This is a genomic window from Arthrobacter mangrovi, assembly GCF_026011795.1.
Taxonomy (GTDB): Bacteria; Actinomycetota; Actinomycetes; order Actinomycetales; family Micrococcaceae; genus Crystallibacter; species Crystallibacter mangrovi.
The window spans coordinates 24,230-39,209 of record NZ_BRVS01000026.1 but is presented as its reverse complement, the minus strand read 5'-3'; the positions used below and the strand labels follow the sequence as shown (position 1 = coordinate 39,209).

At 70.1% G+C, this 14,980-nt stretch carries 14 protein-coding genes; 12 read left to right on the top strand and 2 right to left on the bottom strand.

What is annotated here, in order from left to right; genetic code table 11:
- Window positions 1–17: 17 nt before the first annotated feature.
- Window positions 18–692: a GntR family transcriptional regulator gene (locus tag AHIS1636_RS16965; protein WP_264797023.1), complete on the bottom strand. Its 675-nt coding sequence runs from the start codon at window positions 690–692 to the stop codon at window positions 18–20.
- Between the two features lie 173 nt (window positions 693–865).
- Between AHIS1636_RS16965 and AHIS1636_RS16960 the strand changes: the two genes are divergently transcribed.
- The 5 genes from AHIS1636_RS16960 to AHIS1636_RS16940 all read left to right on the top strand — a co-directional run bounded on the left by AHIS1636_RS16960 (window position 866) and on the right by AHIS1636_RS16940 (window position 5,223).
- Window positions 866–1,822, top strand: a complete 957-nt coding sequence (locus AHIS1636_RS16960; protein ID WP_264797022.1) for an alpha/beta hydrolase — start codon at window positions 866–868, stop codon at window positions 1,820–1,822.
- The gene (locus AHIS1636_RS16955) at window positions 1,819–3,429 is read left to right on the top strand and encodes a flavin-containing monooxygenase (protein WP_264797021.1); all 1,611 of its coding nucleotides are present in this window, start codon (window positions 1,819–1,821) and stop codon (window positions 3,427–3,429) included. Before AHIS1636_RS16960 ends, AHIS1636_RS16955 begins: the two co-directional genes overlap by 4 nt.
- Before the next feature lie 153 nt (window positions 3,430–3,582).
- Entirely contained in the window at window positions 3,583–3,858 is a 276-nt protein-coding gene (locus AHIS1636_RS16950; protein ID WP_264797020.1) for a hypothetical protein, read from the top strand.
- Window positions 3,859–3,974: 116 nt separating this feature from the next.
- The gene (locus tag AHIS1636_RS16945; RefSeq protein WP_264797019.1) at window positions 3,975–4,463 is read left to right on the top strand and encodes a hypothetical protein; all 489 of its coding nucleotides are present in this window, start codon (window positions 3,975–3,977) and stop codon (window positions 4,461–4,463) included.
- A gap of 121 nt (window positions 4,464–4,584) precedes the next feature.
- Complete coding sequence (locus tag AHIS1636_RS16940; protein ID WP_264797018.1) at window positions 4,585–5,223, top strand: NADPH-dependent F420 reductase; 639 nt, start codon at window positions 4,585–4,587, stop codon at window positions 5,221–5,223.
- A 37-nt stretch (window positions 5,224–5,260) separates the two neighbouring features.
- Here AHIS1636_RS16940 and AHIS1636_RS16935 read toward each other — a convergent pair whose 3' ends face one another.
- Window positions 5,261–5,533, bottom strand: coding sequence for a DUF3040 domain-containing protein (locus AHIS1636_RS16935; protein WP_264797017.1), 273 nt, complete (start codon window positions 5,531–5,533; stop codon window positions 5,261–5,263).
- A gap of 216 nt (window positions 5,534–5,749) precedes the next feature.
- On the opposite strand from AHIS1636_RS16935, the gene ubiG reads away from it, so the two are divergent.
- The 7 genes from ubiG to AHIS1636_RS16900 all read left to right on the top strand — a co-directional run bounded on the left by ubiG (window position 5,750) and on the right by AHIS1636_RS16900 (window position 14,979).
- Window positions 5,750–6,529 carry a bifunctional 2-polyprenyl-6-hydroxyphenol methylase/3-demethylubiquinol 3-O-methyltransferase UbiG gene (ubiG, locus tag AHIS1636_RS16930; protein ID WP_264797016.1) on the top strand — a complete coding sequence of 260 codons (780 nt, stop codon included), beginning with the start codon at window positions 5,750–5,752 and terminating at the stop codon, window positions 6,527–6,529.
- Window positions 6,530–6,913: 384 nt separating this feature from the next.
- Window positions 6,914–8,545 carry an ABC transporter substrate-binding protein gene (locus AHIS1636_RS16925; protein ID WP_264797015.1) on the top strand — a complete coding sequence of 544 codons (1,632 nt, stop codon included), beginning with the start codon at window positions 6,914–6,916 and terminating at the stop codon, window positions 8,543–8,545.
- Window positions 8,542–9,543 (top strand): ABC transporter permease, encoded by a 1,002-nt coding sequence (locus tag AHIS1636_RS16920; protein WP_264797014.1) that lies wholly within the window; start codon window positions 8,542–8,544, stop codon window positions 9,541–9,543. Before AHIS1636_RS16925 ends, AHIS1636_RS16920 begins: the two co-directional genes overlap by 4 nt.
- Window positions 9,540–10,454 (top strand): ABC transporter permease, encoded by a 915-nt coding sequence (locus tag AHIS1636_RS16915; protein WP_264797012.1) that lies wholly within the window; start codon window positions 9,540–9,542, stop codon window positions 10,452–10,454. The genes AHIS1636_RS16920 and AHIS1636_RS16915 overlap by 4 nt, the downstream gene beginning before the upstream one ends.
- A 3-nt stretch (window positions 10,455–10,457) precedes the next feature.
- Window positions 10,458–12,164, top strand: coding sequence for a dipeptide ABC transporter ATP-binding protein (locus AHIS1636_RS16910; protein WP_264797011.1), 1,707 nt, complete (start codon window positions 10,458–10,460; stop codon window positions 12,162–12,164).
- Between the two features lie 44 nt (window positions 12,165–12,208).
- Complete coding sequence (locus AHIS1636_RS16905; RefSeq protein WP_264797010.1) at window positions 12,209–13,483, top strand: acyl-CoA dehydrogenase family protein; 1,275 nt, start codon at window positions 12,209–12,211, stop codon at window positions 13,481–13,483.
- Window positions 13,484–13,575: 92 nt separating this feature from the next.
- Window positions 13,576–14,979, top strand: coding sequence for an LLM class flavin-dependent oxidoreductase (locus AHIS1636_RS16900; protein ID WP_264797009.1), 1,404 nt, complete (start codon window positions 13,576–13,578; stop codon window positions 14,977–14,979).
- Window position 14,980 lies beyond the last annotated feature (1 nt).

Sequence of the window (14,980 nt, the reverse complement as noted above, 5' to 3'; positions counted from 1 at the left end):
TCCCCGCCGGCCGGCTCCTAGTGCGGCCGCGGGGCGACGACGGCGTCGTCCGAGCGGTCGCGGTGCATGGCGGCAACCAGGTCGCTGAAGAAGGAGCGCAGCCGCTGGACGGCGGCAGCGTGGTCGCCGCCGTCCAGCAGTCCGGCGGTATCGCCGAAGGCCTCGCCCCACAGCGGCAGCAGGTGGTTGGAGGGATAGAGCTGGATGCGGTTCAGCGAACGGAGCAGCACATGGTCCGTCACCGCCCGCAGTTCGTCGTTGTCCGCGGCGTCGCAGATCAGTTCCGCGATCCGCCGGAAGGCCTCCCCCGATCGCTGCAGCATGTCCGGTTTCAGTTCTGCCTGGAACGCGCGCACGGCGGCGGCGAACCCGTCCAGCCACTCCCGGTCCAGGCGGCCCTCGGCCCGTTCCAGCCCGGCGACCAGCACGGCACCCAGCACGTCCATCAGGTCGATCGCCTGCTTCTGCGTCAACACGGCTACCCGGCGGCGCTTGTTCGGCAGCGCCTCGATGAAGCCCTCGCTGATCAGCTGCGTGATTGCTTCGCGCACCGGCGTCACGCTGAGCCCCAGCCGGGCCGCGAGCTCGGCGTCCTTCACGGGCGCGCCCGGTGCCAGCTCACCGGAGAGCATCTCGCCGCGCAGGCGCTGCACCACGGCATCCTTGCGGGACAGGGGCAGCTCGAAGGCCATGCCGTTCCCCTTTCCCCTCGGATTTCCTCGCTGCGAGGGCATATCCAACTCTACCGAGGGTTCGCAAAACAGAGGCCTCGGACCTCTTCCTCCGCAAAACAATGCATTCTATAGTGATGTGACCTGCATCACTGGTGCGGGTTCGACAATCCGCTCAACGAAGAGAGATTGACATGGCGCTTGATGAAGCCACCATCCAGTTCCTGGCCGCCGCAGCAGAAGCAGCGGGCCCCGATGCCAAGCCGATGTGGGAGATGGAGCCCGCGCAGGCCCGGGCCACTTCGGCGGCAATGAATGAAATGTTCGGCAAGGGCCCGGACATGCACCGCACCGAAGACCACACCCTGACCGGCTACGACGGCGGCACCTTCGCCGTCCGCGTCCACGTGCCGACGAAGCGCCCCGCCGGCCTCTTCCTCTACCTCCACGGCGGCGGCTGGGTCGTCGGCGATATCGACGGCTACGACACGCTGGGCCGCCAGTTGGCGGAAAAGACGGGCAACGCCGTCGTTCTGGTCAACTACCGCAAGGCGCCGGAGAAGCGCTTCCCCGCCGCCGTCGAGGACTCCTGGACCGCCCTGCAGTGGGCGGCCGCGCACCTCGAGGACATCGCCGGCTCCCGGGTGCCGCTGTTCGTCGGCGGCGACAGCGCGGGCGGCAACCTCTCGGCCGTGATGGCCCTGCGTGCCCGCGACGAGGGCGGCCCGCAGCTCGCCGGCCAGATGCTGATCTACCCGGTCACCGACGCCGATTTCAGCCGGCTGTCCTACGATGAGCCGGAGAACCAGACCCTGCTGACCAAGGAATTCATGATCTGGTTCTGGGACCATTACGCCCCGACCCCGGAGGACCGCGCCCACCCGCACGCCTCGCCGCTGCGGGCCGACAGCCTGGAGAACCTGCCGCCGGCCCTGGTCGTGACCGCGGCCCACGATGTGCTCCGCGACGAGGGCGAGGCCTACGCGCAGCGGCTCCAGGAGGCCGGCGTGGACGTCGAGTTCCACCGGTGGCCAGGCCAAATGCACGGCTTCTTCTCGATGGTCAACGTGCTGCCGGCGAGCGCCGAGGTGATGGACCTCGTGGCCCGCCGCGTCCGGGACCTCTCCGCCGAGCCAGCCCTGGAGGCATGATGGCACGCGTGCGCGAGGTGGACGCCGTCATCGTCGGCGCGGGCTTCTCCGGCCTGTACATGCTGCACAAGCTGCGCGGCCAGGGGCTGTCCGCCGTAGTGTTCGAGAAGGGCGACGGCGTCGGCGGCACCTGGTACTGGAACCGCTACCCGGGAGCCCGCTGCGACGTGGAGAGCCCGTACTACTCCTACTCGTTCGACCCTGAACTGGAGCAGGAGTGGGAGTGGACGGAGCGCTACCCGGCCCAGCCGGAGCTGATGCGCTACCTGAACTTCGTGGCGGACCGCTACGACCTGCGGCGGGACCTGCAGCTCGAGACCACCGTGACAGCGGCGGAGTACGACGGCGGGACGAACCGGTGGCGGGTGTCGACCAGTTCCGCCCGGGGCGACGAGGTGACGCAGGCCCGGTTCTGCATCATGGCCACGGGCTGCCTGTCGACCAGCCGCATCCCGGATTTCCGCGGGCTCGAGTCGTTCCGCGGGGAGGTCTACCACACCGGCGCCTGGCCGCACGAGGACGTGGACTTCACCGGCAAGCGCGTCGGCGTGGTCGGCACCGGCTCCTCCGGCATCCAGTCCATTCCGGTGATCGCGGCGCAGGCCGAGCAGCTGACCGTGTTCCAGCGGACGCCCAACTTCAGCGTCCCGGCCAAGAACGGCCCGCTGGACCAGGAATTCTGGCGCCAGGTCAAGGCCGACTACCGCCGGATCCGGGAGGACGCGAAGCACACCCCCACCGGCCTGCCGTTCCCGCCCGGGGCCGACGCCGCGCTGGAGGCCGCCCCCGAGGAACGCCAGCGCGTCTTCGACGAGCACTGGACGCTCGGCGGATTCCGGCTGGCCCAGTGCTTCTCGGACCTGGCCGTCAGCAACGAGGCCAACGAGACCGTCGCCGAATATATCCGGACCAAGATCGACGAGATCGTGGATGACCCGGAGACGGCGCGGCTGCTCAAGCCGTACGACCATCCCGTGGGCACCAAGCGCATCTGCGTCGACACGGAGTACTACGCCACCTACAACCGGCCGAATGTGCAGCTGGTCGACGTGCGCTCGGCTCCGATCGAGGAGATCACCCCGACGGGCCTGCGCACCGCGGAGCAGGAGTACGAGTTCGACGCGATCGTCTTCGCCACCGGCTTCGACGCCATGACCGGGGCCCTGCTGGCCATCGACATCCGCGGGCGCGACGGCGTCGCCCTGCGGGAGAAGTGGGAGGCCGGCCCGCGGGCGTACCTGGGCGTGTCCATGGCCGGGTTCCCCAACCTGTTCACGGTCACCGGCCCGGGCAGCCCGTCCGTGCTGAGCAACATGGTCACCTCCATCGAGCAGCACGTGGACTGGATCGCGGCGCACATCGAGTACCTGGACGCCAACGGGCTGCAGTCCTCGGAGCCGCTGGCGGAGGCGGAGGATGCCTGGGTCGAGCACGTCAACGCCCTGGCGGACATGACGCTCTTCCCGCAGGCGAACTCCTGGTACCTCGGCGCCAACGTGCCCGGCAAGCCGCGCGTCTTCATGCCGTACGTCGGCGGCGTGGGCGCCTACCGCGCCAAGTGCGACGAGGTCGCGGCGAAATCCTACGAAGGGTTCGCGCTCGCCTAGCACCGGCAGGGGGAGGACGACGGCGGGAGGCAGCTTCCGCCGTCGTCCTCCCCCGTGCACGATGCACAGGAGGCACGACGCACAGGAGATTCGTAGGTCCGATTCCTTGCCCGTTCCAAGATTGCACTGGTAAACCCGGGTGCTATGGACAAGATGCCGGTTCGTCTCGCCTCTCTTTCGCTCGTCTTCGCGGCCGCCCTGGCGGGTTGTTCGAGTCCGGGGGCAGGCTCTCCCGCGGCCGCCCCGACGACTGCCGCGCCGCCGGCCGCCTCGGCGCCCGCTTCGCCCGACACCGCCAGTCCGTCTGCCGCCAGCCCGTCCGTGCAGACCGTCGACCCGAACACGGCGACGACCGAGGAGCTCACGGCGGCATTGGCCTCGGCCGGCGTCGACAATCCGGAGCGCTGGGCCGAGGAGGTCCAGGAGTAAGGCCCCTACACGGCCGAGAACCTCGAGCCCACACTGACCGAGGAGCTCGGGAAGTACGGCATCTCCGACGACCAGCTGAGCAGGGTGCTCAGCGCACTCAAGGTGGAGTGAGCGCCATGGCCAGCACCGTAGAGACAAAGACCGACTCTGTTGCCCTGGTCGCCGCCTACCGCCGCATCCTGACCTGGCTGGGCATCGGCACCGCCCTCGGCGCCTGCGTCGAGCTCGCGATGCTCCGCCACTGGCAGGACATATTCCAGCTTGTGCCGTGGGCGGTCCTGGCCGTCCTCCTCGCTGCCGCGGCGGCCTGGCTGGTGCGGCGCGCGGTGGCGACGGCGCGGATCCTGCAGGGGACCGCGATCGTTGCCGTCCTGGGCAGCGCGTTCGGCGTGTACGAACATGTCAGCGCGAATTTGGAGGCCGGCCCGCTGAGCGGACGGTACTCCGCCGTCTGGGATTCGATGTCCGCGGTGTCGCAGCTCTGGGCGGCAGCCACCGGCTCGGTCGGCGCTTCCCCGGTGCTCGCTCCCGGCATGGTGGGGCTGGCCGGCGTGCTGCTGTGGCTTGCCGCGTTCCGCTGGGGCCCCGCGCGAGAGCTGCCTTAGCTCTGGCCTTGGGCGCCCGCACCCCCTAGTCTGGCGACGGCGGGCGCCAAGTTCCGCCGTCGCCTTCGGCGAGGGCTGCGTGCGTGCCACGGACCTGCACATTCCTGCGGAAGGAAGCATCATGACGGACATCACCATCATCGGCACCGGCAACATGGGCTCCGCGATCGCCAAGCGCGCCGCGGCCGCCGGCCGCTCCCTCCAGATCCTGGACCGCACACCGGAAAACGCCGCCCGCCTCGCCGGCGAACTCGGCTCAGGGGTGATCAGCGGCGGACTCGCCGAACCGGCCCTGGGAGACATCGTCGTGCTCGCCCTGTACTACGGGCCCGCCCAGGAGGTCGTCACCAGGCTCCGCGGCTCCCTGACCGGGAAGACCGTGGTGGATATCAGCAACCCCATCGACGTGGAAACCTTCGATTCCCTCGTCGTCGGGCCGGGCACGTCGGCCGCCGAAGAACTGGCGAAACTGGCGCCGGAGGCCAGCTTCGTCAAGGCCTTCAACACGACCTTCGCCGGACCGCTGTCCGAGGGCTCGGTCGACGGCCAGCCGCTGGACGTCTTCATAGCCGCGGATTCGGAGGAAGCGCGGAAGCAGGTCGCGGACTTCGCGAGCGCCGCGGGCCTGCGGCCGCTGGAGGTCGGCGGGCTGCGCCACGCGCGCGAGCTCGAGGGCTTCCAGCTCCTCGTCATGGCGCTGCAGGCCAACCCCGCCTATGAAAACTTCAACTGGGGCACGGCGCTGAAGATCCTCGGCTGACGGTCTTCTTGCGGCAGCCTGGTCCGGTGCCGGACGTTCACCGGTTCCGGCGCTGGAACAGGCGCAGTGCCCAGTAAGCGGAGGCACCCATCAGCAGGAAGCCGAGGATCCCCACGACGGCCACCTGGGCGGCGACTCCAACTATCAGCAGCACAAGGCCCGCTATCCAGACCAGGGTGGCCAGCAGCCCGCGGGACTGCCGGGGCCACAGCGAACCGGACTCCAGTTCCCGGGCCAGCCTGGGATCCTCCGCGGCCAGCTCTTCCTCCAGCTCCCGCAGCTGTTTCCGTTCTTCATCCGACAGTGGCATCGCGCGGTCCCTCCCGCCAGCCCGGCAGTACTCTAAGACGTCTGCCGCCCGGAGCGGTTCCCGGCAGTGCAGGTCCGATAGAGCCATGATGCTCCTCGAACGCGGGACACGCCAGCCTTGGAAAAACCGGCTCCGTGCCCGTGTTCCCGGCCCCTGCCCGGCCCGCCCGTGCCGTCTGCCCCCGGCGTATGATCGACGCCAAAGCGAGGAGCAGCGATGCCGATCGACAACGAGCTGTACGACCGCCTAGGCGGGTCATGGTGGGACGAGGACAACCCGCTCAACCTGCTGCACGGCAGCCTCACGCCGGCGCGGATGGACTATTTCCGGACCGTGCTCCGGCACCGGCTTGGCGGCGCGCCGGCCAGGCTGAAAGCTCTGGACATTGGCTGCGGCGCCGGCCTGCTGGCCGAGGAGTTCGCGCGGTTCGGCTGCGAGGTGACGGGCGTGGACCCGTCCGGGCCGGCGCTGGCCGCGGCTCGGCGGCATGCCGCCGAGGGCGGCTTGGACATCCGCTACCTGGCCGGTAGCGGCGAGGTACTGCCGCTCGAAGACCGAAGCTTCGACGTCGTTCTCTGCTGCGACGTGCTGGAGCACGTCGCCGACCTGCCGCGGGTCATCGCCGAGACCGCCCGGGTCATGAAGCCGGGCGGCCTGTACCTCTTCGACACGGTCAACCGGACCGCCGCCAGCTGGCTGCTGGCCATCAAGATCCTGCAGGACTGGCCGCAGACCCGGATCATCGATGCGCAGCTGCACAGCTGGGAGATGTTCATCAAGCCCCGCGAGCTCGCGCACTTGCTGCAGCGCAGCGGGCTGGAGCCCGGCGGGCTGGCCGGCCTGGCCCCGCGGGCGAATCCGCTGGCGGCCCTCTCTGCTCTCCGCTCCGCCCGCCGCGGCGCGATCAGCTACGGGGAACTCGGCCGCCGGCTGGACTTCGGCCAGGTCCGGACGACGGCCTTGTCCTACATGGGCTACGCGGTGAAGCCCGGCTAACCAACCATCGACTGTGCAGCAGATGCCCTTTCGGCGCGAAAAAAGGGCATCTGCTGCACAGTGGGCGGGGTGGGTAGCCAGCCGGGCCGTTGCGCGGCGCCGCGGGACGTAACCCTGGGTCATGCGGCGTCATTGTGACGTCATGTCCGGCCGCGGGAAAGTCATATGAATTCACTGCGCTCCACAAAGATTCCGGCCGCAGCCGAGGATGCGTAGATTCTTCCCTACCTCCTGCGGGGCGGCCGCCGGGCCGGACATTTCCCGCCGGAATTGAACTGCCGCGAGGCTTGAGAAGCCTCGTTGAACACTAGCCGGTGATTGCAGAGCCCGAGTCTTCGGGTGCGCCCGGCGCCGTGTGCAACGGGCCGAACGGAAGACCGGAACATGAACCATCGCAACGCCCCTTGGGCGCCCACGGCCGCAGCCGCCGTCGTGCTTCTGGCGCTCACCGGATGCGGCGGCAGCGCCAGCGCGCAGCCGGCGGACGACACCTTCGTTTTCGCCACGGGCAAGGACATTTCCTGCCTGGACCCGCACGTGGACGGCGACATGCCGCAGGCCTCGATCGCCGCCAACTACCTTGACTCGCTGGTCTCGCAGGACAAGGACGGCAGGATCCACCCGTGGCTGGCCGAGTCGTGGAAGGTCTCAGAGGACGGGCTGACCTACACGTTCAAGGTCCGCGACGATGTCACCTTCACGGACGGCACCAGGTTCACGGCGGAGGCGGTCAAGGCGAACCTGGACCACATGGTGGATCCGGACACCCAGTCCGGCACCGCCGGCGGCTACCTCAAGCCCTACGAGAGCACCGAGGTGGTCGATGACGCCACCGCGGTGGTCACCCTGAACCGACCGTACGCGGCGTTCCTCGAGGTGCTCGCCCAGCCGTTCCTCGGGATGGAATCGCCGACGGCGCTGAAGCGGCCGCAGGCGGAGAACTGCAACTCCCCGGTCGGCACGGGGCCGTACAAGATCGTCGACTACGTTCCGCAGTCCAAGGTCTCGCTGGTGCGCAACGAGGACTACAACTCGGCGCCGCCGTTCGCGCAGCACCAGGGGCCCGCCTACATCAAGAACCTCGAATGGCAGATCGTTCCGGAGGACTCCACCCGCTACGGCCTGCTCCGCGCCGGCCAGGTGGACGCGCTGGACCTCATGCCGTCGGTCCACTTCGCCGAGGCGGAGGCGGACAAGAACGTCGCACTGGTGCTGCAGGACCGGCCGGGCAACCCGACCAACCTGATGCTCAACACCACCCGCGCGCCGTTCAACGACCTCCGCGTGCGCCAGGCCTTCCTGCGCAGCGCCTACGTGGAGGCCGGCATCAACAGCGTCTACTTCGGCACGGTGACCCAGGCCGGCGGCCCGCTGGCCAGCACGACCAAGTTCTATTCGCCGGACTTCGAGGACGCGTACCGGCCGGATCCCGCCGAGGCCGCGCGGCTGCTCGACGAAGCAGGCTGGACCGGACGGGACAAGGAGGGTTACCGGACCAAGGACGGCAAGCGGCTCATCGTGCACTTCCCGTACACCCCGGCCGTCTGGCCCACGGCCCACCAGGCCCTGGTGACCCAGCTGCAGGCGAGCGCGAAGCAGGCCGGGATCGACGTGCGGATCGAGACGGGCGACTTCGCCTCCGTGAGCGAGCAGGGCAACAACTTCGACTACGACCTGCGCGCCGACTACTGGAACACCAACACGGCGGACGTGCTGCGGATCGTCTTCTCCTCCGAGTACACCGAGTCGGCCGGCTTCGTGCCGAACGGCTCCGGCTTCCGGAACAAGGAATTCGACAAGATCGTCAACGACGCGCTGGCCACCGACGATCCGGCGGTGCGCGAAAAGCTCTACTACCAGGCGCAGCGGATCGTCAGCGACAACGCCCTGCAACTGCCCCTCTACAACCAAGCCAGCCAGCTGGCCGTCCGGACGGACCGCTTCGCCGACCTCACGCTGGAGCCCAGCCTGTCCCTGCCTTATATCTACGACGTCTCGGCGGTGAAGCAATCATGAGTGCTGCAGCAACAACCTCCCACACAGGGCTCCCAAGGACGACGGCGACCGCCGGGTCCGCGGGGCGGGTCATCCTCAAGCGCGCGGCCGGCAGCGTGTTCGTGCTCTGGGCGGCCGTGACCCTCACGTTCTTCGTGCTCCGCCTGACGCCCGGGGACCCGATCACGGCGATCCTCGGCGGCGCCGGATCCTCGCCCTCGCCGGAAACGGTGGCCGCGGTCAAGGCCCAGTACGGGCTGGACCAGCCGGTCTTCGTCCAGTACCTGGACTACCTGGCCGGCCTGGCCACCGGGAACTTCGGCACCTCGTACATCTTCAAGGTGCCGGTGCTGGACATCCTCGGGCCGCAGATCCTGCCCACCTTCCAGCTCGCCGGACTGGCGATGGTCTTCTCGTGGGCCATCGCGCTCGCCTTCACCCTGCTGACCGTCGGCCGCGGCCGGGTGCTGGATGGAATCGGCCGCGGCACGGAGGTCCTCTTCGCCGCGCTGCCGCCGTTCTGGGTCGGCATCATGCTCGCCGTGGTGTTCGCCGTCATCCTGGGCTGGTTCCCGGTGGCGGGCGACGACGGCTTCAAGTCGCTGGTGCTCCCGGCGCTGGCCCTGGCCATCCCGCTGGCCGGTTTCATCGCCCAGGTCACCCGGTCCTCCTTCGAAGAGGCGCTGGCGCAGCCGTTCGTGCTCTCCGCCCGGGCCCGCGGGCTGTCCGAGCTGGCCGTGAGGCTGGGCCACGCCCTGCGGCACGCGATCCTGCCCGGCCTGACCCTGTCCGCCTGGGCGGTCGGCTCGCTGGTCAGCTCCGCGGTGGTCGCCGAGATCATCTTCGCCCGCCCCGGCCTGGGCCGCTCCCTCGTGGACGCGATCATCAACCGGGACCTGCCCATCACCCTGGCCGTGGTGGTCATCATCGCCGCCGTCTACATCATCGTGACCCTGCTGGTCGACGTGCTCTACCGCGTCATCGACCCGCGCATCAGCGAGAAGGGAGCCACCGCATGAGCGTGGCGCTTGAACCCAGCACCGCCCGGGACAACCGGCCCGGCACCCCCGATCCCGGACCCCTGTCCACCCGGCGCAGCACGGCGGCGAAGGCCGCAGCGGCGCTGCGGAAGACACCGATCGGCGTGTGGATCGCGGCGGCCCTGCTCGCCTTCCTGGTGATTGCCGCCGTCGTACCATCCCTGCTGATCCGGCAGGACCCGTACGTCATCGACCCGGCCACCGCCTTCACGGCGCCCGGCGCGGAGCACTGGTTCGGCACGGACCAGAACGGCCGCGATGTGTTCTCGCGGGTGGTCGCCGGCACCGGGCAGTCGCTGCTGCTCGGCCTGGCCGCCACCGCCATCGGCCTGGTCCTCGGCGGCCTGCTCGGCATAACCGCCGGCGTTTCCGGCAAGTGGCTGGACTCGGCGATCTGCCGCTTCGTCGAAGTCCTCTTCGCCTTCCCTGGCCTGCTGCTGGCCCTGATCGTCATCGCGGTCTCCGGCACCGGCATCGTCACCGCGGCCGTCGCAGTCGGCGTCGGCACCGCCCCCGGCTACGCACGGATGCTGCGGACGCAGACGCTGCAGGTCATCGCCTCGCCGTACGTGGAAACCGCCCTGTCGCTGGGCCGCTCGCGCCCGCACATCCTGTGGCACACCATCGTGCCGAACGTCGTCCGGCCGCTGTTCGTGCTGGCGACCCTCGGCGTCGGGCAGGCGATCGTGTGGGCCTCCTCGCTCAGCTTCCTCGGCCTGGGCGCGCAGCCGCCGGCCGCCGAGTGGGGCGCGATGCTCGCGGACGGCCGCAACTACATCCAGCTGGCTTGGTGGATCGCGGCGTTCCCCGGCATCTTCATCACCCTCGCCGCGCTGACCACCACCGTGGTGGGCCGGCACCTGCAGCAGCGTCTCGAAGCGGAGGTCTAGGACATGACTGTCACCAATAACGACGGCGGAACGCCCGTCCCGCAGGAGGCTCCCGCTTCGCTGCTGCTGGGCATCGAAGGACTCAATGTCTCCTTCTCGACGCCGCGCGGACGGGTGGACGTGGTCCGCGACGTCTCGCTGGCGCTGGCACCGGGCAAGGCCCTGGCGCTGGTCGGCGAATCGGGCTCCGGCAAGACCGTCACGGCGCGGACCCTCGTGGGACTGAACGCGGCCAATGCGAAGGTCACCGCGGACCGGCTCGAGGTCCTCGGGCGGGACGCGCTGGCGTTGTCCGAGCGGCAGTGGCGCGGCGTCCGCGGCAAGGAGATCGGCTACGTCCTGCAGGACGCGCTGGTCTCGCTCGACCCGCTGAACACCGTGGGCCAGGAGATCGACGAGGCGCTGCGGGCGCACGGCGTGCGGGGCAAGGCGGAGCGGCTGGAGCGCGTGCACCAGGCGCTGCGCGACGCCGGCATCCCCGACCCCGAACTGCGGGCGCGCCAACGCTCCGGCGAGCTCTCCGGCGGCCTGCGGCAGCGGGCCCTCATCGCGCAGGCTACGGTGCTGAATCCGCAGCTCGTGATCGCCGACGAGCCGACCACCGCGCTGGATGCCACGGTGCAGGCGCAGATCCTTGAGCTGCTCGAAGGGCTGAAGGAGCAGGGCCGCGGGCTGATCTTTATCTCGCACGACCTGGCCGTGGTGGGTCGGCTGGCGGACGAGATCGCCGTCATGCAGGGCGGGCGGATCGTCGAGTCCGGCCGTGCCGCGGAGGTCCTCGCGGACCCGCGGCACGAGTACACGAAGGCCCTGATCGACGCGATCCCGTCCGGTGCGGCCAAGGGCACCCGGCTCTCCGCCGCCACGCGGGTCCGGGCCGCCGCCGAGCCCGACCGTGCCACGGAGTTCTCGGAAACGGCCCCCGCCGTGGAAGCCCGCGGGCTGTCCAAGTCCTACCCCGGCCCGGGCGGCACCCGCCGGACCGTGGTCGACGACGTGTCCTTCACCCTGGAACGCGGGAAGACCCTCGGCATCGTCGGCGAATCCGGCTCCGGCAAGTCCACCACGGCCCGGATCGCCCTGGGCCTGACCCGCCCCGACGCCGGCACCGTCACCCTAGGTGGCTTCGCCTGGGCCGGCGCCGGCGCGGACGAGGTGGGCGAAGAGCAGCGGCGCCGGCACCGCCCGGACATCCAGCTGGTCAACCAGGACCCGCTGAGCTCCTTCGACCCGCGGTTCAGTGTCGGCCGGGTCATTACGGACGCCCTCGAGGCCGGCTCGATCGGCACGCCGCGCGACCGGACCCAACGCGCCCTGGACCTGCTCGCCCGGGTCGGCCTCCCGGCGTCGTTGTTCGACCGCCGCCCGCTCACGCTCTCCGGCGGACAGCGCCAGCGCGTCGCGATCGCCCGGGCCCTGGCCCTGCAGCCGCGGGTGCTGCTGCTCGACGAACCCGTCTCGGCGCTCGATGTGTCCATCCAGGCCCAGGTCCTCGACCTGCTCGCCGACCTGCAGGAACAGCTCGGCCTCAGCTACCTCTTCATCAGCCACGACCTCGGCGTCATCCACCACGTGAGCGACGACGTGCTGGTCATGAAGGATGGCCACGTGGTGGAAAGCGGCACCGCGGCGGAGCTGTTCGTCAACCCGCAGACCGACTACACCCGGCAGCTGCTCGCCGCCGTGCCCGAACTCCCCGCCCGCGCCTGACCCGGCGGGCTGACCTCACCTTTCCCATCCCTCCAGGAGGAACCATGACCATCACCGCAGACCCGACAACTGCAGGTCCCGCCGCCGCGTCCCCCGCCGCCGCGCACTTCGCGCCGGCCACCGGCGCTTCGGCCCCGAGCTATGCCGAGCTGGCGGCCAAGTACCGCCCGATCTTCGAGGGCATTGCCGCCGGCGCCGCCGAGCGCGAGGCCAACCGCGAACTGCTGCACCGGCAGGTCGGCGAGCTGGCGGCCGCCGGCTTCGGCGCCGTCCGGGTGCCGCGCGAGTTCGGGGGCGACGGGGCCACGGCGGCCCAGTTCTTCCGCCTGCTGGTCGAACTGGCCGCGGCGGAGTCGAACATCGCGCAGGCGCTGCGCTCGCACGTCGCGTTCGTGGAGGGCCGGCTGTACGCGAACGACGCCGAGTGGCTGCGGAAGGTGGGCGAGGGCCGGATCCTGGGCAACGCGTGGACCGAGACCGGCCCGGTGGCGGTGGGCGGCGTCTCGACCAGCATCGCGCCGGACGGCGACGGCTACCGGATCAACGGCACGAAGTACTACACCACCGGCAGCCTCTACGCGGACTGGATCCAGACCGGGGCGCGCGACGCCGCCGGCCGGGACATCATCGCGATCGTCGATGCGGACGCGGCCGGGGTGTCGATCAGCGACGACTGGGACGGCTTCGGCCAGCGGCTTACCGCCTCCGGCACGACCGTCTTCGACAACGTCTACGTGCCGGCGTCGCACCTGGTCGTGGAGGCCGAGCAGGCCCCCTACACCACCGGCGTCTACCAGCTGATCCACGTGGCGACGCTGGCTGGCATCACCCGGCGCGTGGTCCGGGATGCCGCGGCTGCGGTGCGGGGACGCTCCCGCGTGTTCAGCCACGGCAACGGGGTTCCGCCGCGCGAGGACATCCAGGTCCAGCAGATCGTCGGCGAACTCTCGGCCAAGGCCTTCACCGCCGAGGCCGCCGTGGAGCGTGTGGCCAACCTGCTGCAGGACGCCATCGAGCTGCGTGCGGCCGGGGCCGACCCGGCGGCGTTCGAAGAGGCCGTGCACCTGGTGGAGTTCGGCTCCTCCCAGGCGCAGATCGTGGTGACGGACCTGGCCCAGCGGGCCTCGTCGTCGTTGTTCGATGCCCTCGGCGCCTCCGCCACGAAGACGGAACTGCAGCTCGACCGGCACTGGCGCAACGCCCGCGTCATCTCCTCGCACAACCCCGTGGTTTACAAGTCGCGGATCGTCGGCGACTGGGAGATCAACGGCACCGTGCCCGAGTTCGTCTGGCGCTCCGGCACGGCCGCCGGCTCCTAGTCCGGGTCTCCAGAGACGCTCCAGCCACCATCCAACGTCCGGCACACCCGCCGTCGCCCATTCCCGTCCCATCCTTCGAACAGGAGCCTCCCATGGGAAAGCCGCTGCACTTCAACGCCTTCGTCATGAACACCGCCTCGCACATCCACCACGGCCAGTGGCGCCGGCCGGACGCGGGACAGACCGAGTTCAATGACATCGGCACCTGGGTCGACCTGGCCCAGAAGCTGGAGGCCGCGAAGTTCGACGCCATGTTCTTCGCGGACGTCTCCGGGCTTTACGGCGACGCGGACGCCGACTTCGACGTCTACGCGCACGAGGGGCTGCAGATCCCGTCCAACGACCCGACCGTGCTGCTGGGCGCGCTGGCGGTCAAGACGGAGCACATCGGGCTGGCGCTGACCTCCAACGTGGTCCAGAACCACCCGTTCAATTTCGCCCGCCAGGTTTCCACCCTCGACCACATCTCGCGCGGCCGCATCGCGTGGAACGTCGTGACGGGGATGCAGGACAACGGCGCGCGGAACTTCGGGCTGTCGCGGCTGACGGACCACGCGGAGCGGTACGAGTGGGCCGAGGAGTACGTCGACGTGGCCTACAAGCTCTGGGAAGGCTCGTGGGACGAGGGCGCGCTGCTGAAGGACAAGGAGCGCGGCGTCTTTTCCGACCCGTCGAAGATCCACAAGATCTACCACCAGGGGCCGCGCTACCGGGTGGAGGGCCCGCACCTGCCCTCGCCGTCGCCGCAGCGCACGCCGCTGCTCTACCAGGCCGGCTCCTCCGCGTCGGGCCGCGCGTTCGCCGCCCGGAACGCCGAGGCGGTCTTCATCATGGCGCCCTCGCCGGAAATCGCGGCCCTGCAGATCGCGGACACGCGGCGCCAGGCGGCGGAGGCCGGCCGGCGTCCCGAGGACATCAAGTTCTTCCAAGGCCTGTCCTTCATCATTGGCGGCACCGAGGAAGAGGCCCGGGCGAAGGAGGAGTACTACGACGGGTTCGTCAGCATCGACGGCTACCTGGCCCACGCCGCGATCGTGGACAAGACCGGCCGGGTCTACCCCGCCGCGACCCCGCTGTCCGAGGTCGATACCAACACGAGGAAGGGCACCGAGTGGGTGTCCCGGCACATCACGGACCGCGAGCCGGTGGTCGGCGACCTCGCCTGGCTGCAGGCCCGCAACTCCCGCCTCGTGGGGACGCCGGAGCAGATCGCGGACCGGCTCGAGCAGTGGCAGGCCGCCGGCGTGGACGGCATCAACGTGATCAATTGGGTCGTCCCCGGCTCCTTCGAGGAGTTCGCCGACCAGGTCCTGCCCGTGCTGCGCGCCCGCGGCCTCGCGCAGAGAGAGTACGCCGATGGCCCGCTGCGGCAGAAGCTCTTCGGCGCTCCGCTGCTCAACGAGCGCCACCCCGCGGCCCGCTACCGCGGCGCCTTCACCGACGGCCCGGCCAGCTGGGAGGAGGCCGCAGCCGCAGTCCCCGCGGCGCGCCCCTAGC

Excerpts from the sequence above, each read along its gene's own strand:
- AHIS1636_RS16965 (WP_264797023.1), bottom strand. The coding sequence starts at position 692 with ATGGCCTTCGAGCTGCCCCTGTCCCGCAAGGATGCCGTGGTGCAGCGC.
- AHIS1636_RS16960 (WP_264797022.1), top strand. The coding sequence starts at position 866 with ATGGCGCTTGATGAAGCCACCATCCAGTTCCTGGCCGCCGCAGCAGAA.
- AHIS1636_RS16955 (WP_264797021.1), top strand. The coding sequence starts at position 1,819 with ATGATGGCACGCGTGCGCGAGGTGGACGCCGTCATCGTCGGCGCGGGC.
- AHIS1636_RS16950 (WP_264797020.1), top strand. The coding sequence starts at position 3,583 with ATGCCGGTTCGTCTCGCCTCTCTTTCGCTCGTCTTCGCGGCCGCCCTG.
- AHIS1636_RS16945 (WP_264797019.1), top strand. The coding sequence starts at position 3,975 with ATGGCCAGCACCGTAGAGACAAAGACCGACTCTGTTGCCCTGGTCGCC.
- AHIS1636_RS16940 (WP_264797018.1), top strand. The coding sequence starts at position 4,585 with ATGACGGACATCACCATCATCGGCACCGGCAACATGGGCTCCGCGATC.
- AHIS1636_RS16935 (WP_264797017.1), bottom strand. The coding sequence starts at position 5,533 with ATGCCACTGTCGGATGAAGAACGGAAACAGCTGCGGGAGCTGGAGGAA.
- ubiG (WP_264797016.1), top strand. The coding sequence starts at position 5,750 with ATGCCGATCGACAACGAGCTGTACGACCGCCTAGGCGGGTCATGGTGG.
- AHIS1636_RS16925 (WP_264797015.1), top strand. The coding sequence starts at position 6,914 with ATGAACCATCGCAACGCCCCTTGGGCGCCCACGGCCGCAGCCGCCGTC.
- AHIS1636_RS16920 (WP_264797014.1), top strand. The coding sequence starts at position 8,542 with ATGAGTGCTGCAGCAACAACCTCCCACACAGGGCTCCCAAGGACGACG.
- AHIS1636_RS16915 (WP_264797012.1), top strand. The coding sequence starts at position 9,540 with ATGAGCGTGGCGCTTGAACCCAGCACCGCCCGGGACAACCGGCCCGGC.
- AHIS1636_RS16910 (WP_264797011.1), top strand. The coding sequence starts at position 10,458 with ATGACTGTCACCAATAACGACGGCGGAACGCCCGTCCCGCAGGAGGCT.
- AHIS1636_RS16905 (WP_264797010.1), top strand. The coding sequence starts at position 12,209 with ATGACCATCACCGCAGACCCGACAACTGCAGGTCCCGCCGCCGCGTCC.
- AHIS1636_RS16900 (WP_264797009.1), top strand. The coding sequence starts at position 13,576 with ATGGGAAAGCCGCTGCACTTCAACGCCTTCGTCATGAACACCGCCTCG.